Annotated in this window: 18 protein-coding genes; 4 read left to right on the top strand and 14 right to left on the bottom strand. The window is 54.1% G+C overall.

Annotated features, from left to right (window positions below; translation table 11 throughout):
* Positions 1–59: 59 nt before the first annotated feature.
* On the top strand, positions 60–2237 hold the full coding sequence (gene dinG / locus JY391_RS14350; RefSeq protein WP_211934502.1) for an ATP-dependent DNA helicase DinG: 2178 nt from the start codon (positions 60–62) through the stop codon (positions 2235–2237).
* Here dinG and JY391_RS14345 read toward each other — a convergent pair.
* The 5 genes from JY391_RS14345 to JY391_RS14325 all read right to left on the bottom strand — a co-directional run bounded on the left by JY391_RS14345 (position 2224) and on the right by JY391_RS14325 (position 7587).
* Positions 2224–2727, bottom strand: a complete 504-nt coding sequence (locus JY391_RS14345; RefSeq protein ID WP_042285076.1) for a fimbrial protein — start codon at positions 2725–2727, stop codon at positions 2224–2226. The two genes, dinG and JY391_RS14345, sit on opposite strands and share 14 nt — an antisense overlap.
* 5 nt (positions 2728–2732) lie before the next feature.
* Positions 2733–3722 carry a fimbrial protein gene (locus JY391_RS14340; RefSeq protein ID WP_200033830.1) on the bottom strand — a complete coding sequence of 330 codons (990 nt, stop codon included), beginning with the start codon at positions 3720–3722 and terminating at the stop codon, positions 2733–2735.
* Between the two features lie 17 nt (positions 3723–3739).
* Positions 3740–6280, bottom strand: coding sequence for a fimbria/pilus outer membrane usher protein (locus JY391_RS14335; protein WP_211934501.1), 2541 nt, complete (start codon positions 6278–6280; stop codon positions 3740–3742).
* 29 nt (positions 6281–6309) lie between these two features.
* Entirely contained in the window at positions 6310–6984 is a 675-nt protein-coding gene (locus JY391_RS14330; protein WP_181821704.1) for a fimbrial biogenesis chaperone, read from the bottom strand.
* 66 nt (positions 6985–7050) lie between these two features.
* A complete protein-coding gene (locus JY391_RS14325; protein ID WP_211934500.1) occupies positions 7051–7587 on the bottom strand; it encodes a fimbrial protein in 537 nt (178 codons plus the stop codon).
* A gap of 252 nt (positions 7588–7839) precedes the next feature.
* Here JY391_RS14325 and ybiB point away from each other — a divergent pair, with 252 nt between their 5' ends.
* Entirely contained in the window at positions 7840–8808 is a 969-nt protein-coding gene (gene ybiB / locus JY391_RS14320) for a DNA-binding protein YbiB (RefSeq protein WP_060569908.1), read from the top strand.
* 116 nt (positions 8809–8924) lie between these two features.
* On the opposite strand, the gene ybiJ is transcribed toward ybiB, so the two are convergent.
* From ybiJ to mcbA, 3 genes are all read right to left on the bottom strand, one after another.
* Positions 8925–9185: a DUF1471 family protein YbiJ gene (gene ybiJ / locus JY391_RS14315; RefSeq protein ID WP_042285065.1), complete on the bottom strand. Its 261-nt coding sequence runs from the start codon at positions 9183–9185 to the stop codon at positions 8925–8927.
* A 285-nt stretch (positions 9186–9470) separates the two neighbouring features.
* Positions 9471–9737 carry a DksA/TraR family C4-type zinc finger protein gene (locus tag JY391_RS14310; RefSeq protein ID WP_042285063.1) on the bottom strand — a complete coding sequence of 89 codons (267 nt, stop codon included), beginning with the start codon at positions 9735–9737 and terminating at the stop codon, positions 9471–9473.
* Between the two features lie 112 nt (positions 9738–9849).
* Positions 9850–10110: a DUF1471 family periplasmic protein McbA gene (gene mcbA / locus JY391_RS14305; RefSeq protein WP_181821700.1), complete on the bottom strand. Its 261-nt coding sequence runs from the start codon at positions 10108–10110 to the stop codon at positions 9850–9852.
* A gap of 284 nt (positions 10111–10394) precedes the next feature.
* On the opposite strand from mcbA, the gene rlmF reads away from it, so the two are divergent.
* Entirely contained in the window at positions 10395–11321 is a 927-nt protein-coding gene (gene rlmF, locus JY391_RS14300; RefSeq protein ID WP_200033836.1) for a 23S rRNA (adenine(1618)-N(6))-methyltransferase RlmF, read from the top strand.
* On the opposite strand, the gene ybiO is transcribed toward rlmF, so the two are convergent.
* The 6 genes from ybiO to rhtA all read right to left on the bottom strand — a co-directional run bounded on the left by ybiO (position 11318) and on the right by rhtA (position 17971).
* Positions 11318–13558 carry a mechanosensitive channel protein gene (gene ybiO / locus JY391_RS14295; RefSeq protein WP_181821698.1) on the bottom strand — a complete coding sequence of 747 codons (2241 nt, stop codon included), beginning with the start codon at positions 13556–13558 and terminating at the stop codon, positions 11318–11320. The two genes, rlmF and ybiO, sit on opposite strands and share 4 nt — an antisense overlap.
* 117 nt (positions 13559–13675) lie before the next feature.
* Positions 13676–14398: a glutamine ABC transporter ATP-binding protein GlnQ gene (gene glnQ / locus JY391_RS14290; RefSeq protein ID WP_042285053.1), complete on the bottom strand. Its 723-nt coding sequence runs from the start codon at positions 14396–14398 to the stop codon at positions 13676–13678.
* Positions 14395–15054 (bottom strand): glutamine ABC transporter permease GlnP, encoded by a 660-nt coding sequence (glnP, locus tag JY391_RS14285; protein WP_042285051.1) that lies wholly within the window; start codon positions 15052–15054, stop codon positions 14395–14397. The genes glnQ and glnP overlap by 4 nt, the downstream gene beginning before the upstream one ends.
* 105 nt (positions 15055–15159) lie before the next feature.
* Positions 15160–15906, bottom strand: a complete 747-nt coding sequence (gene glnH / locus JY391_RS14280; RefSeq protein WP_042285049.1) for a glutamine ABC transporter substrate-binding protein GlnH — start codon at positions 15904–15906, stop codon at positions 15160–15162.
* A gap of 364 nt (positions 15907–16270) precedes the next feature.
* Positions 16271–16774: a DNA starvation/stationary phase protection protein Dps gene (gene dps / locus JY391_RS14275; RefSeq protein WP_042285046.1), complete on the bottom strand. Its 504-nt coding sequence runs from the start codon at positions 16772–16774 to the stop codon at positions 16271–16273.
* A gap of 309 nt (positions 16775–17083) precedes the next feature.
* Positions 17084–17971 carry a threonine/homoserine exporter RhtA gene (gene rhtA / locus JY391_RS14270; RefSeq protein ID WP_042285043.1) on the bottom strand — a complete coding sequence of 296 codons (888 nt, stop codon included), beginning with the start codon at positions 17969–17971 and terminating at the stop codon, positions 17084–17086.
* A gap of 412 nt (positions 17972–18383) precedes the next feature.
* On the opposite strand from rhtA, the gene ompX reads away from it, so the two are divergent.
* A complete protein-coding gene (gene ompX, locus JY391_RS14265; protein ID WP_042285041.1) occupies positions 18384–18899 on the top strand; it encodes an outer membrane protein OmpX in 516 nt (171 codons plus the stop codon).
* Positions 18900–18934: the final 35 nt, after the last annotated feature.

Here is an 18934-nt window from a genome sequence, read left to right as displayed (position 1 = left end):
TGACTGAACCTGAAATGTGCCACAATAGTGGCTGTTTATACAGTGTTTCAGGTTTTCTCATGGCATTAACCGCCGCGCTAAAAGCGCAAATCGCCGCCTGGTATAAGGCGCTTCAGGAACAGATCCCCGACTTTATCCCCCGCGCGCCGCAGCGACAGATGATTGCTGACGTGGCAAAAACGCTGAGTGGCGAAGAAGGGCGGCATCTGGCGATTGAAGCGCCAACCGGGGTGGGGAAAACCCTCTCGTATCTCATTCCCGGCATCGCCATCGCCCGCGAAGAGCAAAAGACGCTGGTGGTCAGTACCGCCAACGTGGCGTTACAGGATCAGATCTACAGTAAAGATCTGCCGCTGCTGCGCAAAATCATTCCCGATCTCCGCTTTACCGCCGCGTTTGGGCGCGGACGCTATGTGTGCCCCCGCAACCTGGCGGCGCTCGCCAGTTCCGAACCCAGTCAGCAGGATTTACTGGCGTTTCTTGAGGACGAACTGACGCCAAACAATCAGGAAGAACAAAAGCGCTGCGCGAAGCTGAAAGCCTCCCTTGACGGCTACCATTGGGACGGCCTGCGCGATCATACCGATATCGCCATTGATGACGATCTCTGGCGACGCCTGAGTACCGACAAAGCCAGTTGTCTGAACCGCAACTGCCATTATTATCGTGAATGTCCATTCTTTGTCGCTCGCCGTGAAATTCAGGAAGCGGAAGTGGTAGTGGCTAACCATGCGCTGGTGATGGCGGCGATGGAAAGCGAGGCCGTGCTGCCGGACCCGAAAAACCTGCTGCTGGTGCTGGATGAAGGCCATCACCTGCCGGACGTCGCCCGTGACGCGCTGGAGATGAGCGCAGAAATCACCGCCCCCTGGTATCGGCTTCAGTTGGATTTGTTCACCAAACTGGTGGCGACCTGCATGGAGCAGTTTCGTCCCAAGACCACGCCGCCGCTGGCAAACCCCGAGCGCCTGAACGCCCACTGTGAAGAATTGTACGAACTTATCGCCTCGTTGAATAACATTCTCAGTCTGTATATGCCCGCCGCTCAGGAGGCAGAACATCGCTTCGCGATGGGCGAGCTGCCGGACGAGGTAATGGAGATTTGTCAGCGGCTGGCGAAGCTGACCGAAACGCTGCGCGGGCTGGCTGAACTTTTCATAAACGATCTCAGCGAGAAAACCGGCAGTCACGATGTGGTTCGCCTGCACCGGGTGATTCTGCAGATGAACCGGGCCCTGGGGATGTTCGAAGCGCAAAGCAAGCTGTGGCGGTTGGCTTCGCTGGCGCAGTCTTCCGGCGCGCCGGTCACCAAATGGACGACGCGGGAGGTGCGCGACGGGCAGATCCTCGTCTGGTTCCACTGCGTTGGCATCCGGGTAAGCGACCAGCTTGAACGGCTGCTCTGGCGCAGCGTGCCGCATATTATCGTCACCTCCGCCACGCTGCGCTCGTTGAACAGCTTTTCGCGGCTTCAGGAGATGAGCGGTCTGAAGGAAAAAGCGGGAGACCGCTTTGTCGCGCTCGACTCGCCGTTTAACCACGTTGAGCAGGGAAAAATTGTTATTCCGCAGATGCGCTATGAGCCGCTCATTGATAACGAAGAGCAGCACATCGCCGAAATGGCTGCCTATTTTCGTCAGCAGGTCGAAAGCAAAAAGCACCTCGGCATGCTGGTGCTGTTCGCCAGCGGCAGGGCGATGCAACGCTTTCTTGAGTACGTTACCGACCTGCGGTTACTGCTGTTAGTGCAGGGCGATCAGCCACGCTATCGGCTGGTGGAACTGCATCGCAAGCGGGTGGAAGGCGGCGAGCGCAGCGTGCTGGTCGGGCTGCAATCCTTTGCCGAAGGGCTGGACCTGAAAGGTGAATTACTCAGTCAGGTGCATATCCATAAGATCGCCTTTCCGCCCATTGACAGCCCGGTGGTCATTACCGAAGGCGAATGGCTAAAAAGTCTGAATCGTTATCCGTTTGAGGTGCAGAGCTTGCCTGCGGCATCGTTTAACCTCATCCAGCAGGTTGGTCGTCTGATCCGTAGCCACGGCTGCTGGGGCGAAGTGGTGATTTATGACAAGCGGCTGTTGACCAAAAATTACGGCAAGCGGCTACTGGACGCGCTGCCTGTTTTCCCCATTGAACGCCCGGAGGTGCCGGAAGTAAAAAAACGCCCGGCAAAAGTGGCTGCCGGGCGAAGAAAAAGCATCCGTGCTAAGGGGCGCAGTCCTACTGGTAAGTGAAGGTCACCTGCACAACGCTGCTGAACGTGCCGGCGGTGACGGGCATGGCGGTAGCGTAATAACGCGCCGCCAGCGGAAAGGTGGCCGTGCGGTCGCTGGGGTTGATCACCGCGCTGAAGGCGGCCTGGGGGGCGATAAGCATATGGTCCTGGCGGTCCGCGAGTTCCAGCGCCAGTCCTTTGGCGCTACCGATATTGGCGAATTTTGTCGGGTGCGAGCTGTCAGGCTTTCCATAAAAAAAAGCTGTAGCAAGGGTGAGCGATTCCGGGCAATGCGTCACCGTCAGGGAAAAGTCTTTCCATTCACCGGTGTCGCCAATGTCTTTAAAGCTACCGGAAACCGCCTGGCCTAAATCCACCGTCAGATTGCGGCTGGCGCTGTCAACGATGCAGGTATTTGCGAAGATATTACCGTTCATCTGAATCTGAATATCATCCGCGTTAGCCTGCGCGATCACACCCAGGGCAAGAATCAATGCGCTCTTTTTCATCGTGGTCACTTATAGGCGAGGGTAATGGTCGCCACGGTATTGGCAGGGCCGGGAGTGACGACCTCGCGGGTCTGCTGGTAGCGCACCTGGAAAGGTATGGTCAACGTTTCGTTGGCGATCGCCTGGCTTGCAGTTTCAACATAGCTGTCAAAGGTGGCCAGATGGCCGTCAAAGAGCATCCTGACGCCAATCCCGGTGGCCATTCCTTTCTGCTGCGTCAGTTTCAGAACGCCTTCGAACGCCGATTCATAGCCGTTTGCGCTGGTTATCTTCACCTGCGGCTGAACAGTGCTGTCGCAGTGTACCGTCACGTCAAAGCTTTGCGCGGGGGTAGACAATGTTCCGACACTCACGAAATCGCTGACCGGAAAATCACCGAGATTAACGGTGAGATTTTTCGGCAACACCGAGCAGGTGACCTCTTTCAGAATGACATTACCGGCGTACGAAAGGGTATTGGGATCGCCGATCCCTTCATGAGCATAAATACCGATGCCAAATGTTGTTTGCGCCTGTACCAGCGTACCGGATGCGACTTGATGACTCGTTTTAACCAGTTGAAGCGTCACGTCGAAATTAAATGACTGGTAGCCATCAGAAGAGACATAGGCAATCGGCGTGGCGCGTGAGTCGCACTGTTGCCCGCCAGCACCGCTGATGCGTTGGCCTTTGTCATTCATCAGCGCCACGCCGATACCGGGCACGCCGGAATCGTACACGCCGTTCATTCCGGGAATTTCAGCGCCGGAACCATAATAACAGGAGATAATTTCCAGTCCGCTGTCGTAACGCTCATCGCAGTTACCCGCGACATGTACAGTCTGTTCTGAGCCGGGAATGGTTTCGCCAATGGCGAGCGTAACCGGTACCGAAATCGAAGGCACGTTAATCAGTTTTGGCATGTCCGGCGTGTGGCAGGACGCTTTGGCGTGCGGCATAAACAACCCGGCAGCGGTAAGGATCGCCAGGTAAAAACAATGCTTAATCATATGCATATGTATTGCCTTAATGGTCAGTGACACTGCGCGGCAGCGTTAATGATGCGGGTTTCGTTTTTCTCATCCGTAAGCGCGTAGTCAGCGACGCAGTGCTCGCTGGTATCGTCCCCCCAGGAAACGTCGAGACGTCCATGTTGAGGCAGACCGGAAAGATAGGTTTGTCCGTCAGCGCCGACAATAAATTCGCTGTCCTTATCCCCTGTCGTAACCGTTGCGCCAAAGGGGAGCGGTTTGCCGTTTTGCGTAAGCGTCATTAACACTCTGTTGCCTGTGCGGGTGTTAAAACTGGCGCGAACCACGGCGCCGCGGGTCGGCGTGACAATTTGCGCCGCATGGGTCACGTCGGCATCATCCGGCAATGTTTCGGTATCCAGTGAAATGGTGTTATGACGGTAGGCCGTGACAAACGGAACGACGGTGTAGCCGCGAAAATCCGTTTCTACCCCTGTCTGGTTGGTAATATGCGTGCCATATGCACCCGGCGCTTTCACCAGAGCAATGGTTTCGCCAAGCGGTTGACTCAATGTGATCCCATTGGCATGAGCAACGATGCCTCCTTGCAGTCCCACATTCACCGTACGCTGGTATTTATCCTGACTGACGCCGCCGCTTACTTCACCATAAGTCGCTTTGTAATCCATATTCATACTGGTTGAACTGCCGCTACCGGTATTGCTCAGCCCTTCCTGCAGGCTCCAGTTAAGATTGTCCTCCTGCAGTGCGGTGCCGTTAAGGCCGATATTTTGCGTGGCGCCTGTCCGGGTGTTGTTCAGGTTGTACGTCGCCCATGTGTTGTGTATCCAGCGATCGAGAGGTATGGAAACGCTTAGTGCGAACTGGTTATCGTTCTGGTCGGCGCTTTTGTCGTCGCTGTCGCGGGTGTTCTTGTTCATGCTGTAGCTCAGGCTATAGCTTACGTCGTGCCAGCTGTTGTTGTAGCTGACGCTCATTGACGTCATGTCCTGGCGTTGACTCCAGTACGTTTCTTTCACCAGACTGAGCGTAAGCGAACCCCAGCGCTCACCCAGCGTCTGGTCAAGGGTGGCTTCGGTGCGGGCGCGACGCTGCCGGGGAGCGGAGACGTCGTCAGCCTGGGTATAGGATTCCAGGGTGTCTTCGAGGGTATAGAACCCTTTGCTGTTGTAGCGATAGCCCGCCAGTGAGAAGTTGGTGCCGGAACCGACGAAATTTTTGCTGTAACGCACGCGCCAGGATCGGCCTTTATGGGCTTGCTGTTTTTTGAGCAGTGCTTTCGCACGGGTAACATCGACGGAAAACGCCCCTAAATCACCGAGGTTTTTCCCGGCGCCGATGGCCTGCGACTGATAGTGGCTGCTGTGCTGGACCCCGCCATAGGCGGTAACGCCGTAGGGTAAACCGTAAATAGCGCTGCCCTGGGCGAACGGCGTTTTCTCAACGTGACTGTCATAGGAACGATAGCGACCCGCGGTAACGCTGTAACGCAGGTGCTTTTCACGCTGCAGAACCGGTACGGAGGCATAAGGCACGACGAAGTGGTTTTCACTGCCGTCCGTCTCCTGGACCGTGACCTGAAGGTCGCCGCTGCTGCCGGTAGGGTAGAGATCGTTAATCTCAAACGCGCCAGGCGCAACGGTGTTTTGGTAAATGACGTAGCCATTCTGTCGAACGACGACCCGCGCATTGCTGTGGGCGGTGCCGCGAATAATCGGCGCATAGCCTTTTTCGCTGTCGGGCAGCATCTCGTTTTCAGCGTTTAGCTGCGCGCCGGTATACGGCACGCTGTCAAAGACGTCTGCTGGCGAGGAGCTTTGACCGACTGTCAAAGTGCTTTTCAGGGCGACAATATCACGCTGCGCGTAGGTATAGACGGAGGAGAATTTCTCCTGACGATCGTCGCCCGTGGCATTACGGTTCCAGGTGGAATAATTACGCACCCGCCACGCGCCGATATTCAGCCCTGGGCGGAGGTTGATGTATTGGCTGCTATTGTCCTGGCTGTTTTGTTGCCGCGCATGGCTGTGGCTGGCGTTAGCGCTGTAGTTAATCAGACCGGCCGTGATCCCTTCGTCAAAGTCTTTCGGATCGATATAGCCGCGCGGCACCTGTCCCAACGCTGACTGGGGGATGCTGAGTAACAACTGCTGATTGCGTACGCGGAAGGTGGCCGATGCGGCAGGGATAACGCTTAAGTCCGCGCACTTGCTCTCTGTCATAAGCTGAGGATAGGCGTCTGTCTTAATCCCCAGCGTCTTGAGTTCATCCAGCGAAAAGCAAGGCTGGAGGGTGCGCGTTCCTTTCGCGTGAGTCTGTAAATTGAAGGTGACGTTACGGGTATCGACTTTGCTGTTATTAATAAAAATTGTCACCTGATAGTTGCCAGGCGCCTGGCCGGGACCTTTTTCATAAATCGACAAATCCGTCTTTCCCTGCTGCGGATTATCAATATCCAGTAACGCCGGATTAAAATAATCATCCGCTCTGGTTTGCTGCGCAAAAACTGCCGCCGCCAGTCCACATAGCAGGACCAGCGCGGCAAATAAGCGGCAGGAAAACGGCTTTTGATGACTATACATAATAAATATGGCGCCAGAGGACAACGTTATTAATGCAGGGTCTTAGTGAACGTCTGGCTAATGCTGCCGTAATCAGTGATGATGGAATAGGTTAACGCTGTTCCGTCAGCCTCCGCCGGGAGGGCAAAATGCGTTTCGGCCTCAGGGACCGCCCACGTCGCTTTATTCACTCTGTGGCCGTTCAGCGTCACCTTCTGAAAATTCATATAGAATGGGGTCGGGTTTTTTACCACCACATCGTGACCTTCGCGACGCCATTCCAGTTTATTGGCGACGTCTTCAGGCTTACCTTTAATGCCTGACGGGCGGTAAAGCAGCTTAATGCGTGTATTAATGGCGATTTGCAGGGTGTTAACCCCTTCAATTCGCTTTGACGATGGGATCGCTTTAATATTCAACCAGTACAGGGACTCGCGGTCTTTCGGTAGATCTCCACCGGTGCGAACGACACGCAGAACATTATCCTCATTGGCATCGAGGCGGAATAAAGGCGGGGTAATTAAAAAGGGGGCTTTAGTCCGATTATTACTGCCAGAATCTACCCAGGACTGTACCAGATAATCCATGCTATCTGGATTTGAAATACCAAGAGAAGATTCCTTTTTTTCTCCCTGATAAACCAGGCGAGTGCCGTTAATAATAACACCCGCATGTGCCGTTGCGGCTACCAGAAAAAGTGTGCTCAGTAAATAACCGTGGCGCATACCTGTTTCTCAACGTAAAGAGAGGAAGCCGCGCAGACGTAACGCGACTCCTCTGGATGGGGAATATCAGTTATAGATAACAGTGAAGGTTGAAACGGAATTAGCCGGACCTGCGGTTATAGCCGCCTGAGTCTGGATATAGCGTGCGGCAAACTCCAGATCGTTGACCGAGCTTCCTGACATTAACGGATATTCGCGGGAAGGCGTGTATAAACTCACCGGTTGCTCAGCCGAATCGAGCAACTGGATGGCCACGCCCGTTGCCGCATCGGCGCCCGGGGTGATTGCCAGCGAGCGATTGTCGTTTGCATCCGGCGTTCCGCCGAAATTAATGGCGGCAGACGTGACAGTCTCCGGACAACCCGTCAGTTGAATATCAAACTTTGTTGCCGTGCTGGTGGAGCCAGCACCGGTAAATACCGTTTTTGACACCTTACCTAACTGCACATTTAACGGGTTGCTCAACCCGTTCACAACCTGACAGGCGGAATCCACGATTTCGCCGGTAAAGTTAATTTGTCCTTCGCCATTGGTTGCGGCAAATGCCGATGCAGTGCATCCAACCGTTGCCGCGCACACTAAGCCTAAAGCCACCTTGTTCATAATCATTCCTGGTATTCTCTGGGTAAAACGTTGCCTGGACGTTGTTACCGATAGTCCTCACTATTGATGCGTTGGATATTTAAGCAGAATGAGGGGCAGGAAGATTGTGTTGAGATAATCACAAATATTTGCACTTGCGCTTGCATTTGTAGAACTTTTTCAAAAACAGATGATTGGGCAGCGCGATAAAAAGCTATCAGCCGTCTCTGGTTAAGGGCTATATTGTTAAAAAAATGTCACAGGGGAGACATCATGGATTATCGCAGCATCATTAAAGAGATTGGCCGGGGGAAAAATCACGCCCGCGATCTGGACCAGGACACGGCGCGCGGCCTGTATAGTCGGATGCTAAACGGCGAAGTGCCTGAGCTGGAAATGGGCGGTATTCTGATCGCGCTGCGCATCAAAGGGGAAGGTGAGGCGGAAATGCGCGGATTCTATGAGGCCATGCAGCATCATACGATTACGCTCACCCCGCCCGTTGCGAAACCGATGCCGATTGTTATTCCCAGCTATAACGGCGCGCGTAAACAGGCCAATCTGACGCCGCTGCTGGCGATACTGTTGCATAAACTGGGCTTCCCGGTGGTGGTTCACGGCGTCAGTGAAGATCCCACGCGTGTCCTGACGGAAACGATTTTCGAACTGATGGGCATTCCGCCGACGCGTCATGCCGGGCAGGCGCAGGCAAAACTGGATGGTCACCAGCCGGTATTTATTCCGGTCGGGGCGCTGTGCCCGCCGCTGGAAACGCAGCTGGCGATGCGCTGGCGCTTAGGCGTTCGCAACAGCGCGCATACTCTTGCCAAGCTGGCAACGCCGTTCGCTGAAGACGCCGCGTTGCGTCTTTCCAGCGTCTCCCATCCCGAATATGTCCCCCGGGTGGCGAAGTTCTTCAGCGACATCGGCGGTCGCGGCCTGTTGATGCACGGTACGGAAGGGGAAGTGTATGCGAATCCGCAGCGCTGTCCGCAAATCAGCCTGATAGACGGCAGCGGCATTCGGGTGTTGCAGGAGCGCCAAAGCGATATCCCGGACGCGCCGGTGCCGCTGCCTGCGGCAAAAGATCCGCAAACCACCGCGCGCTGGATCGAACGTTGTCTTGCCGGAAGTGAACCGGTTCCGGCGTCAATAAAGCGCCAGATGGCGTGCTGTCTGGTGGCGACCGCTGAAGTTGAAACGCTGGAAGAAGGCCTGGCTCGGGTGAATCAGTCGTTTTAAGCGACGGCGAAAACGGATAAAAAAAAGCCCGTCCAGTGGCGGACGGGCAAACAAGGGTAACAATGGTTCAATGAGGGTTGGAGCAGTGTGTCTGTCGGCAAACAGACGGGGTGAAATTATTTATAGATAACAGCGGTGCCGCTCATTTTGTTGTTGTTGGTGGCGGAGGTAATGCTGTATCCGCTGGCGCCCGCAGCGGTCGCTTTTTCAGCCAGTTTCGCTTCCAGGCCGTCCAGCGTGGTTGCGCCATCCGCAGACACTACACCGATTTTATTCATGCTTTGGGCCTGTGCAGCAGTAACGGGTTCGGCCGCGAAGGCGCCAAAAGAGAGTGTGGACAGGGCAACAGCAGCAATAGCGTATTTGATGTTTTTCATTATTAATCTCTCGCAGGTTATTCTTTAAGGAAGACGATGTTCCGTCGATGTGATGAGTATCACGGTTTTTGGCGAGAGAGAAAATCGAATAGAATTGACCGCCTTCATCAAATAAATTGAATGAAAAATAACTTATTGATTATTAATTAATTCATGGCATGAATTTACGCTTCTTCGCAGTCGGCTTTACAGTAGCGTGATTAACGGCACGTTTTGCCACGCAGACTGCGTTTTAACGTGAGTGTAAGCGAAACGGCAAATTCTACAGATCCAGGTAAAGAAAAGTCAGCGTAACTGGCTGTCTTTGGAGCCTCTGCGATTATATCCTGCATATGTTGCATTATGTAAATCTTTCTCCCGTTGACAGGCGAGGCATAGCCGCACGCCGGGTATCGCCTGGCGTCGTGCTTCAGGGATGGGATCACCGCATTCTGCACATTCATACAGACTATCACCACGCGGAATTTCACCGCGTACGCGGGCAACGGCATCTTCAATCGTACTGTTGATCTGTTCGTTTACGGCGTCATCATTAGCCCAACCGGAGGCCATAGCGTGTTCTCCTTATGATAGATGGATAATTAAGTATAACGGGTCTGCGGATTCGCAGGGTATCAGCCCGAAAGACGCATGCGCCATCGGGCCGGAGGAGATAAAAGGAAGGTTATTTATAGATCGTGGCCGTGCCATACATCTGATTTTTACCGCCTGCGGAATTAACGACGAAGCCGGTTGCGCCTTGCTCCTTCGCTTTTTCCGCCAGTTTGTCTTCCAGTTCGCTCAGGTTGGTTGCGCCGGTGGCGGAAACGGTGCCCGATGCGCGCAACTGTCCGGCATCCGGACTGCTCAGAGGCTGTGCGGCTGACGCCGCGGACGTTATACCGGCAAACGCGGTGGCGAGGAGGAAGGCGAGGCATTTTTTCATGATGCGCTCCTTGGTGAAACAACGTGTTGTGCCTCCTAAGTGTAGGTCGCCACAGTCGCGGAAACAGCGGAAAAAATTGATGAAGATATGCTCAATTTTTGAACGATAATAATTGACGTATTTTTACAAATCAATGACATACATCATGCTGATTTTCTGAGGATTTGAGCGATGCCCGTCACAGGACGACGCTGATCAGGTCATTTGAACGGGTTTTCGCTTTGCACAGGTTTACCACATTGCGTTATGCGGGTATCTTACGCCGCTGTTAAAAGGAGAAAGCTATGGCCCCCCAGAAACCGGGATTACACCCGCGTAACCGTCACCACAGTCGCTACGATCTGACCGCGCTCTGTAAAGTCACGCCTGAGCTGACGCAGTTTCTGACCCGAACACCCGCGGGCGAACAAAGCGTCGATTTCGCCAATCCGCAGGCGGTCAAAGCGTTGAATAAAGCGCTGTTGGCCCATTACTACGGGGTGGCGAACTGGGATATCCCTGACGGTTTTTTATGCCCACCGGTACCGGGACGGGCGGATTACATCCATCACCTGGCCGATCTGCTGGCTGAAACCACGGGCAGCGTTCCCTCATCGGCCACGCTGCTTGATATCGGCGTGGGGGCAAACTGTATTTATCCGCTGATTGGCGTTCATGAATACGGCTGGCGCTTTACCGGTAGCGAGACCAACGATCGCGCCTTTGCCAGCGCACAGGCGATTATCAACGGCAACCCCGGATTGACGCGCGCAATACGTTTGCGTCGGCAGAAAACCGCTTCGGCTGTCTTTAACGGCATTATCCATAAAAACGAGCAATACGATGCGACGCTGTGCAATCCGCCATTCCATGACTCTGCCGCCGCCGCGCGTGCGGGTAGCGAGCGTAAACGGCGTAACCTGGGACAGGATAAAGACGACGCGCTGAACTTCGGCGGCCAGCAGCAGGAGCTGTGGTGTGAGGGGGGCGAAGTGGCGTTTATTAAAACCATGATTGCCGAAAGCCGGGCTTTTGGGCGCCAGGTGATGTGGTTTACCACACTGGTGTCACGGGGGGAAAATCTGCCGCCGCTGTATCGGGCGCTGACGGATGTCGGCGCCGTCAGGGTGGTGAAAAAAGAGATGGCCCAGGGCAATAAGCAGAGTCGCTTTATCGCCTGGACCTTTATGGACGATGACCAGCGCCGCCGTTTTAACGCGCGTCAACGCTAAAGCGTCGGGGCGTTTGGCGGTAGCGGCGCGGAAGCGGTTTCTGCCGCCGGCGACATCGTCGGCGCAGGCAGGACCTGATACGTCTGCACCGGCGGGCGCACCCCGGCCAGGTCGAAATGTTTTTTCACCTGGCTGTCCAGCGCGAAGCGGACCGTCCACTGTTTTAGCGGCAGGGTCGTGAACGACACGCGCAGGGTAAAGGCGGTGTTGGTCAGCCCTACGATACCGGCAAAGGTCGGCTCACCGATGATCAGGCCCCGCACCTCCTCATTTTCCATCACCGCGTTAACCGCGTCTTTCAACGCCTGATTGGCTTTGTCGGCATCTTCCTGACGGTCCACGTCGTAGTTCGCCACCACCGAACCAATGCCGCGCACAAAGTTGGCGAAGGTCGTGATCGAGGACCAGGGAATAATATGATATGCCCCGGTGTCCTGCCGCACGCCAACCGAACGAATTGACATCCGCTCAACCGTTCCGGTCAGCGGCCCGATGGTGACCAGATCGCCGGTATTCATGCCATTTTCGAACTGGATAAACACGCCGGTAATAATATCTTTGACCAGCGTTTGCGACCCGAACGAAATCGCCAGTCCCAGCGCGCCGGCGCCTGCCAGCAGCGGAGCGATATTCACCCCGATCTCCGAAAGCACAATCATAATGGTGATGGTGCTGATGATCACCGCCAGCGCATTGCGAAACAGCGTCAGCAGCGTGCGGGTGCGCGCACTGGGTAACGGACGACCATGAATATCGGAGGCCAGACGGTTTTCGATTAGGCTGGCGAGAACGGTCCAGCCCACCGCCGAGAAGAACAGGATCAGCGCGATACGGATCAGGATATCCACCGTCTTTTCACCCGCGCCGTTGTGCAGCCAGTTCCAGAAGTCGAACAGTCCCCAGGCATTCAGCAACAGCATGATGGCGACGCACACCGTCAGGAAACGCGCCACTTTAAGCGCGGTGGACAGCCAGCCGTTCAGGCGCTTTTGCAGTTCAGGATAATTTCGCTGCGTGTGTGGAGAAAGGGTAATGGTTTTGGCGATCCAGCGAGAGAACATCCCCGACACGAAAGCGGCAATGGCGATGATGGCCAGACTGCGCACCGTTGCGCCCATCATAAATTTCAGGCTGTTCCCCGGATCGAACAGCGAAAAGAAAAACAGGACGATGAAATAGGCGCTTGCCAGCCAGTGCCACACCAGCGCAAAAGCGCGAATAAACAGGCTAAAAAAGGCCAGCGAACGATCGGCCAGGTTCAGCAGATGCCCGGTGATATCCTTTTTATTATGAAAGATCAGATACAGCGCCCACAGCGTTATGCACAGCATGATCGCCACGTTCGCCATTGCGCCGACCTGCACGTTGACCTGATTAGAAATAATGGGAACGGCGACGATCAGCCCATAACCAATCAAACTGCTCAACGAGCTTAACCGGCGGTTCCAGTACCGGGCATTGCTGTCCTGAATTGAAAACGGACGCAGCTCCGCCACTTTCGGGCAGAAGATCAGACGCAGTATCGCTTTAAAAAACTCAATCAGGGCAAAGGCATTGAGAAACAGACTCTGCTGAAACGCAATGGTGCGGCTTCCGGCGTTTAGCCTGTCGCTCAGTAACTGCCCGACAAATAGCGTCAGCGCCAGCAGCAGCAGATCGATAATAAAAGCCCCGACGATCATCGCCGGAAGCTGAAGCCAGTTGCGGCGCTCACGATTTTTCTTCCGCGCCCAGTTACCCATTTTGCGATACAGCGGAAGCGCGCACCGACGAATCAGCCAGTAAAAGCTGAACACGGCGACCGCCAGCATCAGGAAGTGGGTGAGGGCGTTGGTGAACGTCTGGCTGTTAAAGGGTTTATGCGGTGCGTCGGTGATATTACGATAAAGCTGGGCGAAGCGCCCGGCGAAGGCCGCACCGTAGCGATGACTGATGTCGGTGATATTCTCCAGCACCGTTTTTTCTTCCACAACGGCAGGAGGAACGATTTTGGGGGGGGACTCAGGCGCGGATGTTGTGGCGGCGCTGCGCAACTGGCCAATGAGTTCCTTGCGCGACGCCTCATTTTCCAGCACATCGGCCAGAGCGGCATAAGCCGCTTTTTTTTGTTCAATGTCCGGCTCGGGCGCGGGCGTAGTTTTAGCATCTGCCGCCGGGCTGGCGGTCACGCCGGGAATCGTCACCGCATGGGCGGGCGCCCCCGCCAGACAAATGAGGACAAACAGGATCCACCGCATGACTCCTCCAATGAGAAAATTGTGCAAAACAATAAGTATAGTTGCTGGAGGGATGAGGTTTGGATTTGGGAGGAGTCGTAGAAAACCTCCCCTTCGGCGCGAAAGGGAGGCGAATCGTCAGGAAACGTGCTGCAAAAATTCCTGTAGACGCTGACTTGGCGGGTTTTCAATCAGCGCCTGCGGATTGCCGTCTTCGGCAATCCGGCCTTTGTCAATGAAGATAAGACGCGAGGCCACTTTTTCGGCAAAGCCGATTTCATGGGTTACGATGACCATGGTCATGCCTTCTTCCGCCAGATCCTGCATGACTTTCAGAACCTCGTGGCGCAACTCGGGGTCAAGCGCAGAGGTCGGCTCATCAAACAGCATCATTTTCGGCTTAACCGCCAGGGCGCGGGCAATCGCCACACGCTGCTGCTGCCCGCCTGAAAGCTCAGACGGATAGTGGTGCGCGCGTTCGGCAAGGCCGACCTTCGCCAACAGCGCTTTCGCCTGTTTTTCCGCCTCTTCTTTACGGGTGCCGCGCACGCGCAGCGGGCCGAACATGACGTTTTCCAGGGCGGTCAGATGAGGAAACAGGTAAAACTGCTGGAATACCATTCCCGCTTCCTGGCGAATCAGACGCTCGTCTACCTTCGGATCGTTGACCTTCAGGCCGTCAACGATCAGATCGCCGGAGGTGATCTCCTCCAGTTTATTAATGCAGCGTAACAGCGTGGATTTTCCGGAGCCTGACGGCCCGATAATCACCACCACTTCGCCCTGTTTGATGTTCAGATCGATATTATGCAGCACCTGGGTTGGGCCAAAGTGCTTGGAGACGTTTTTAAATTCAATCACAGGATTTTCATCCTTCTTTCCAGACTACGAAGCACGATGTTCAAGACCTGCGTGATGATGAGGTAAATCACGCCGACAGCGGTCCAGATTTCCAGCGCGCGGAAGTTGCCGGCGATGATCTCCTGGCCGCTGCGGGTCAGCTCAGCCGCCCCAATCACGATGAACAGCGAGGTGTCTTTAATGCTGATAATTAACTGGTTGCCAAGCGATGGCAGCATGCGGCGCAGCGCCAGCGGCATAATCACGTGACGAATGGTTTCGCGACGTGAAAGCCCGAGCGCCAGCCCAGCTTCGCTGAACCCTTTGTGGATCGACAAGACCGAACCGCGGGTAATTTCCGCGATGTACGCGCCGGAGTTAATCATGATGGTGATTACCGCCGCGCTAAAGGTGTCGATGCGCAGGTCCGGGAAGGCCATCGGCAGGGCGAAGTAGATGTACATCACCTGCACGACGATAGGCGTGCCGCGAATGATTTCGATAAACACAAGGGCGACGTGATTGGCGATCCAGCCGCCGTAAGTACGGGCTAACCCCGCCAGCAGGCCAATGACGATCCCCCCGGCGAGGCCGAGGATCGAGATCCACAGGGTCATTTTGGCGCCCTGAAGCAGGATCGGAATGGCGGGCCAGATGGCGCTCCAGTCAAACTGCATATGTTATTCCTGTTACCGTGGTGAAAATAGCCGATCGTACGATGGCTAAAAGTGTAGGCCCGGCAAACGCTGCCGGGCGTTACAGAGCCTGGCTCTCAGGCTGTTTTATTTCGGTTCAGTACCGAACCATTTTTTGTAAATTTCGTTGTAAGTGCCGTTCTCACGCAGGGTTTTCAGCGCGCCGTTCACTTTTTCACGCAGATCGTCACTGCCTTTCGGGAACGCGATACCGTACTGCTGCGCTTCCAGAGACTCACCGACCGCCTTGAACTGGCCGTTGCCGGCGGTTTTGATGAAATAGAGGATGTTTGGCGTGTCGTGCAGAACCGCGTCCGCGCGATTGGTGCCCAGCTCCATATAGGCGTTATCGATATTCGGGAACTGGCGCAGATCTTTGGTTTTGATGTTCGCTTTCGCGTAGTCAACGGAGCCGGTGCCGCTCTTCACCGCCAGCACTTTACCGTCCAGATCTTTCACGCTTTTCACATCGTTGTTATTCGCTTTCACCATCACTAACAGGCCGCTTTTGTAGTAGCCGTCAGAGAAATCGATCGCTTTTTTACGCTCGTCGGTAATGGTGATGCCCGCCAGCGCCAGGTCGACGTTGCGGGTTTGCAGTGCCGGGATAATGCCGCTGAAATCCATCGGCTTCAGTTGATAGTCCAGCTTCAGCTCTTTCGCGACGGCAGCCCACAGATCCACATCAAAGCCAACGTATTTGTCACCCTGTTTGAATTCAAACGGAACGAACGCGGTGTCAGTCGCCACAATCAGTTTTTTTTCCGCCGCGTGAGAAGAGACGGCAAAAGCCAGGGTAAGTGCAGCCAGTGAAACGTTTAATAAAGACTTCATAGCATTTCCTTTTTTATCCACGGGGCGATCCCCTGCAAGAACAGTAAGCGTAATGAAAGATTCGTGCCAGTTTTGCAACCCCTTGTTTTCACAAGAAGCCCCAACGCAAGTTTGCACACACAGCGTGGCAAGTGTCGCTTTTTGCACCAAAACGGGGCACTAAATGAGTGCATGACCGGAGTGGCGCTAGCAGTCTGCTTATTTAGCGTAAATATTGCTGTTAAAACAATCTTTCGTTAACGATTGTGTGAGGTGATTATTACAATAAATTTACTTTATTGCGGCAGGGAGGCCGGGCGCTGCACTATAAAAGTGCAAAACCCCCGCCGAAGCGAGGGTTGTAGAGGTCTTACTTATGACGCGATTATTCGATGTTAGATTCGATAAACCACAGGAATTTGTCGAGATCGCGTGACGCGGCGGTGAAGATATCAGCGGTGTCTTCATCCTTCGCTTCGCCAATCGCTTTACGCACGTCGTTTGCCACGACAGCATAACGATCTGCCAGCTCCTTCAGGTGATCCTGAACGGTATGGATGTCCAGCGGATAGCTTTTCAGCGGGGTTTTGCTGTTGATAACCTGAGTCGTCCCTAAGGCAACGCCACCCAGTTGTACGGCACGTTCAGCCATAGTATCCAGATGATCGGTTAACGCAGTACGGAAGCCATCCAGCATTTCGTGTACGGCAATAAAATTAGCACCGCGCATGTTCCAGTGCGCCTGTTTCGTAATCAGAGACAGGTCGATAAACTGGATAACCTGACGATTCAGCAACTCAACCGTTGCTTTCTTATCGCTGTCGGAGACATCGTTGCGGGTATAAAGCAGATTGGACGCTTTTGTTTTTACCAATTTAGCGGTACTCATAATTTCATATCCTCTTGATGTTATGTCCCGGTAATTAACGAAACTAAGTATAGCACCGGTTATCGATCCTGCTTTTCTGGCTCTCCCTATCGCTTTAATAGCGCATTGCCATGTTCATCAGGAATTGCATTGCTATTCATAATGTTGCAAATGAAAAATTATTCCGTAACGCCATAGCGATATTAACCTGAGTCCAGGAAAATCCTTGCAAATAAACATCGGTAAAACACATAGCGCCAGGGCGGAAAATAGTGTGGGTAAGCGGAAGGATATTCTGCATGATTATGCAAACCATGCAGAAATGTAAAATTACTTTACGTCAACTTTTTTAATTTCAGTATCGCGTCGAATCGTTAACGTTGAACCCATAGAGGCGGCAATGATAGCCCCCAGCGCCAGCAACTGGATGACGGTCAGCGTTTCGCCGAGGAACACGATGCCGGCTACCGCCGCCAGCGCGGGCTCCATGCTCATCAACGTGCCAAACGTTCGTGTCGGCAGTCGGGTTAAGGCAATCATCTCCAGGGAGTAGGGGAGCGCAGTAGACAGCACCGCGACGGCCAGTCCCAGTGGGATTATCGACCAGTGCCAGAGCGCCTCGCCAGCCTGTGCTGCGCCGAGAGGAACAAACACAATGGCGGCAATCAGCGAGCCGACCGCGACCGTTGCCGGCCCATGTTCGGCCCCGGCGCGCTGGCCGCTAAGAATATAGATAGCCCAGCAGGCGCCCGCGCCCAGCGCCAACGCTGCGCCTGTCAGGTCGACATGCGACACATCCTGACCCAGCGGCAGCAAAAACCACAGCCCGAGTACCGCCAGCACCACCCAGATGAAATCCACCGGACGTCGAGACGCGAACAGCGCCACGGCCAGCGGCCCCGTAAATTCTAGCGCAACCGCGATGCCGAGCGGTACCGTCTGAATCGACAGGTAAAAGAGATAATTCATCCCACCCAACGACAGCCCATAGAAAAGCAGCGGCAGCCGCTGTTCTTTCGCAAAGCGCAGACGCCAGGGTTTAAAAAAGGCAACCAGAATAAGTGTGCCCAGCGCCAGACGCAGCGCGGTAACGCCCGGCGCGCCAACCAGAGGGAACAACGATTTTGCCAATGATGCGCCGCTCTGAATGGAGCACATCGCAATCAGCAGTACGACTATCGGCAACCAAACTGGGATTTTACGTGAAGACCCTGGCATCCTTTCTCCTGACACTGGACGGTAAAACTCGCCATCGTTGAGCCTGGCAAAGAACCAGCCGCACGATGGGGCGCGTGATGTATAGAAAAGTAAAACAGGCAGTGTAATGGAATAAACCTTTAACGGTTGAGTCTTTGTTGAAAAATTTTTCGTGAAACGTCGTAGAATGAAAGGGTATTGATGAATTAATAAACTTTATGATTAGGAATAATCTGGATGAATGTCCGTTGTTATGCGCGTAATAATGTGCTGGATTTCCAGAAAAGTGATGTTATTTGAATGAGATAGCGGGTTGTGGAAATGTTTTGTTACATGAATTGACCCGTTAGACATCGCGGATCGCAAAGAGTTTCTCATCAATTTTTGATATATTTAAAACTTAGGACTTATTTGAAGCACATTTGAGGTGGTTATGAAAAAAATTGCATGTCTTTCAGCACTGGCCGCTGTTCTGGCTTTCACTGCAGGTACCGCTTCTGCAGCAACTTCTACTGTTACCGGCGGTTACGCACAGAGCGATGCTCAGGGCGTAGCGAACAAAATGAACGGTTTCAACCTGAAGTATCGTTATGAGCAGGACAACAACCCGCTGGGCGTAATCGGTTCCTTCACTTACTCTGAAAAAGATCGTACTAACAGTGCGGGCGATTACAACAAATCCCAGTACTACAGCATCACCGCGGGTCCGGCTTACCGTCTGAACGACTGGGCAAGCATCTACGGTGTTGTGGGTGTTGGCTACGGTAAATTCCAGCAGACTAACTACCCTGGCTACAAAGATGACACCAGCGACTACGGCTTCACCTACGGTGCTGGCCTGCAGTTCAACCCGATCGAAAACGTAGCTCTGGACTTCTCCTACGAGCAGAGCCGTATTCGTAGCGTTGACGTTGGCACCTGGATCGCCGGCGTTGGTTACCGCTTCTAATCACTTCGGTGATATAAAAAATCCGCCTATCGGGG

Origin of the sequence: Citrobacter sedlakii (assembly GCF_018128425.1) — a bacterium.
In the GTDB taxonomy this organism is placed as follows: Bacteria; Pseudomonadota; Gammaproteobacteria; order Enterobacterales; family Enterobacteriaceae; genus Citrobacter_A; species Citrobacter_A sedlakii.
The sequence above is the reverse complement of the archived record's forward strand: the minus strand, read 5'-3'. Positions and strand labels throughout refer to the sequence as shown.

Excerpts from the sequence above, each read along its gene's own strand:
- dinG (WP_211934502.1), top strand. The coding sequence starts at position 60 with ATGGCATTAACCGCCGCGCTAAAAGCGCAAATCGCCGCCTGGTATAAG.
- JY391_RS14345 (WP_042285076.1), bottom strand. The coding sequence starts at position 2,727 with ATGAAAAAGAGCGCATTGATTCTTGCCCTGGGTGTGATCGCGCAGGCT.
- JY391_RS14340 (WP_200033830.1), bottom strand. The coding sequence starts at position 3,722 with ATGCATATGATTAAGCATTGTTTTTACCTGGCGATCCTTACCGCTGCC.
- JY391_RS14335 (WP_211934501.1), bottom strand. The coding sequence starts at position 6,280 with ATGTATAGTCATCAAAAGCCGTTTTCCTGCCGCTTATTTGCCGCGCTG.
- JY391_RS14330 (WP_181821704.1), bottom strand. The coding sequence starts at position 6,984 with ATGCGCCACGGTTATTTACTGAGCACACTTTTTCTGGTAGCCGCAACG.
- JY391_RS14325 (WP_211934500.1), bottom strand. The coding sequence starts at position 7,587 with ATGAACAAGGTGGCTTTAGGCTTAGTGTGCGCGGCAACGGTTGGATGC.
- ybiB (WP_060569908.1), top strand. The coding sequence starts at position 7,840 with ATGGATTATCGCAGCATCATTAAAGAGATTGGCCGGGGGAAAAATCAC.
- ybiJ (WP_042285065.1), bottom strand. The coding sequence starts at position 9,185 with ATGAAAAACATCAAATACGCTATTGCTGCTGTTGCCCTGTCCACACTC.
- JY391_RS14310 (WP_042285063.1), bottom strand. The coding sequence starts at position 9,737 with ATGGCCTCCGGTTGGGCTAATGATGACGCCGTAAACGAACAGATCAAC.
- mcbA (WP_181821700.1), bottom strand. The coding sequence starts at position 10,110 with ATGAAAAAATGCCTCGCCTTCCTCCTCGCCACCGCGTTTGCCGGTATA.
- rlmF (WP_200033836.1), top strand. The coding sequence starts at position 10,395 with ATGGCCCCCCAGAAACCGGGATTACACCCGCGTAACCGTCACCACAGT.
- ybiO (WP_181821698.1), bottom strand. The coding sequence starts at position 13,558 with ATGCGGTGGATCCTGTTTGTCCTCATTTGTCTGGCGGGGGCGCCCGCC.
- glnP (WP_042285051.1), bottom strand. The coding sequence starts at position 15,054 with ATGCAGTTTGACTGGAGCGCCATCTGGCCCGCCATTCCGATCCTGCTT.
- glnH (WP_042285049.1), bottom strand. The coding sequence starts at position 15,906 with ATGAAGTCTTTATTAAACGTTTCACTGGCTGCACTTACCCTGGCTTTT.
- dps (WP_042285046.1), bottom strand. The coding sequence starts at position 16,774 with ATGAGTACCGCTAAATTGGTAAAAACAAAAGCGTCCAATCTGCTTTAT.
- rhtA (WP_042285043.1), bottom strand. The coding sequence starts at position 17,971 with ATGCCAGGGTCTTCACGTAAAATCCCAGTTTGGTTGCCGATAGTCGTA.
- ompX (WP_042285041.1), top strand. The coding sequence starts at position 18,384 with ATGAAAAAAATTGCATGTCTTTCAGCACTGGCCGCTGTTCTGGCTTTC.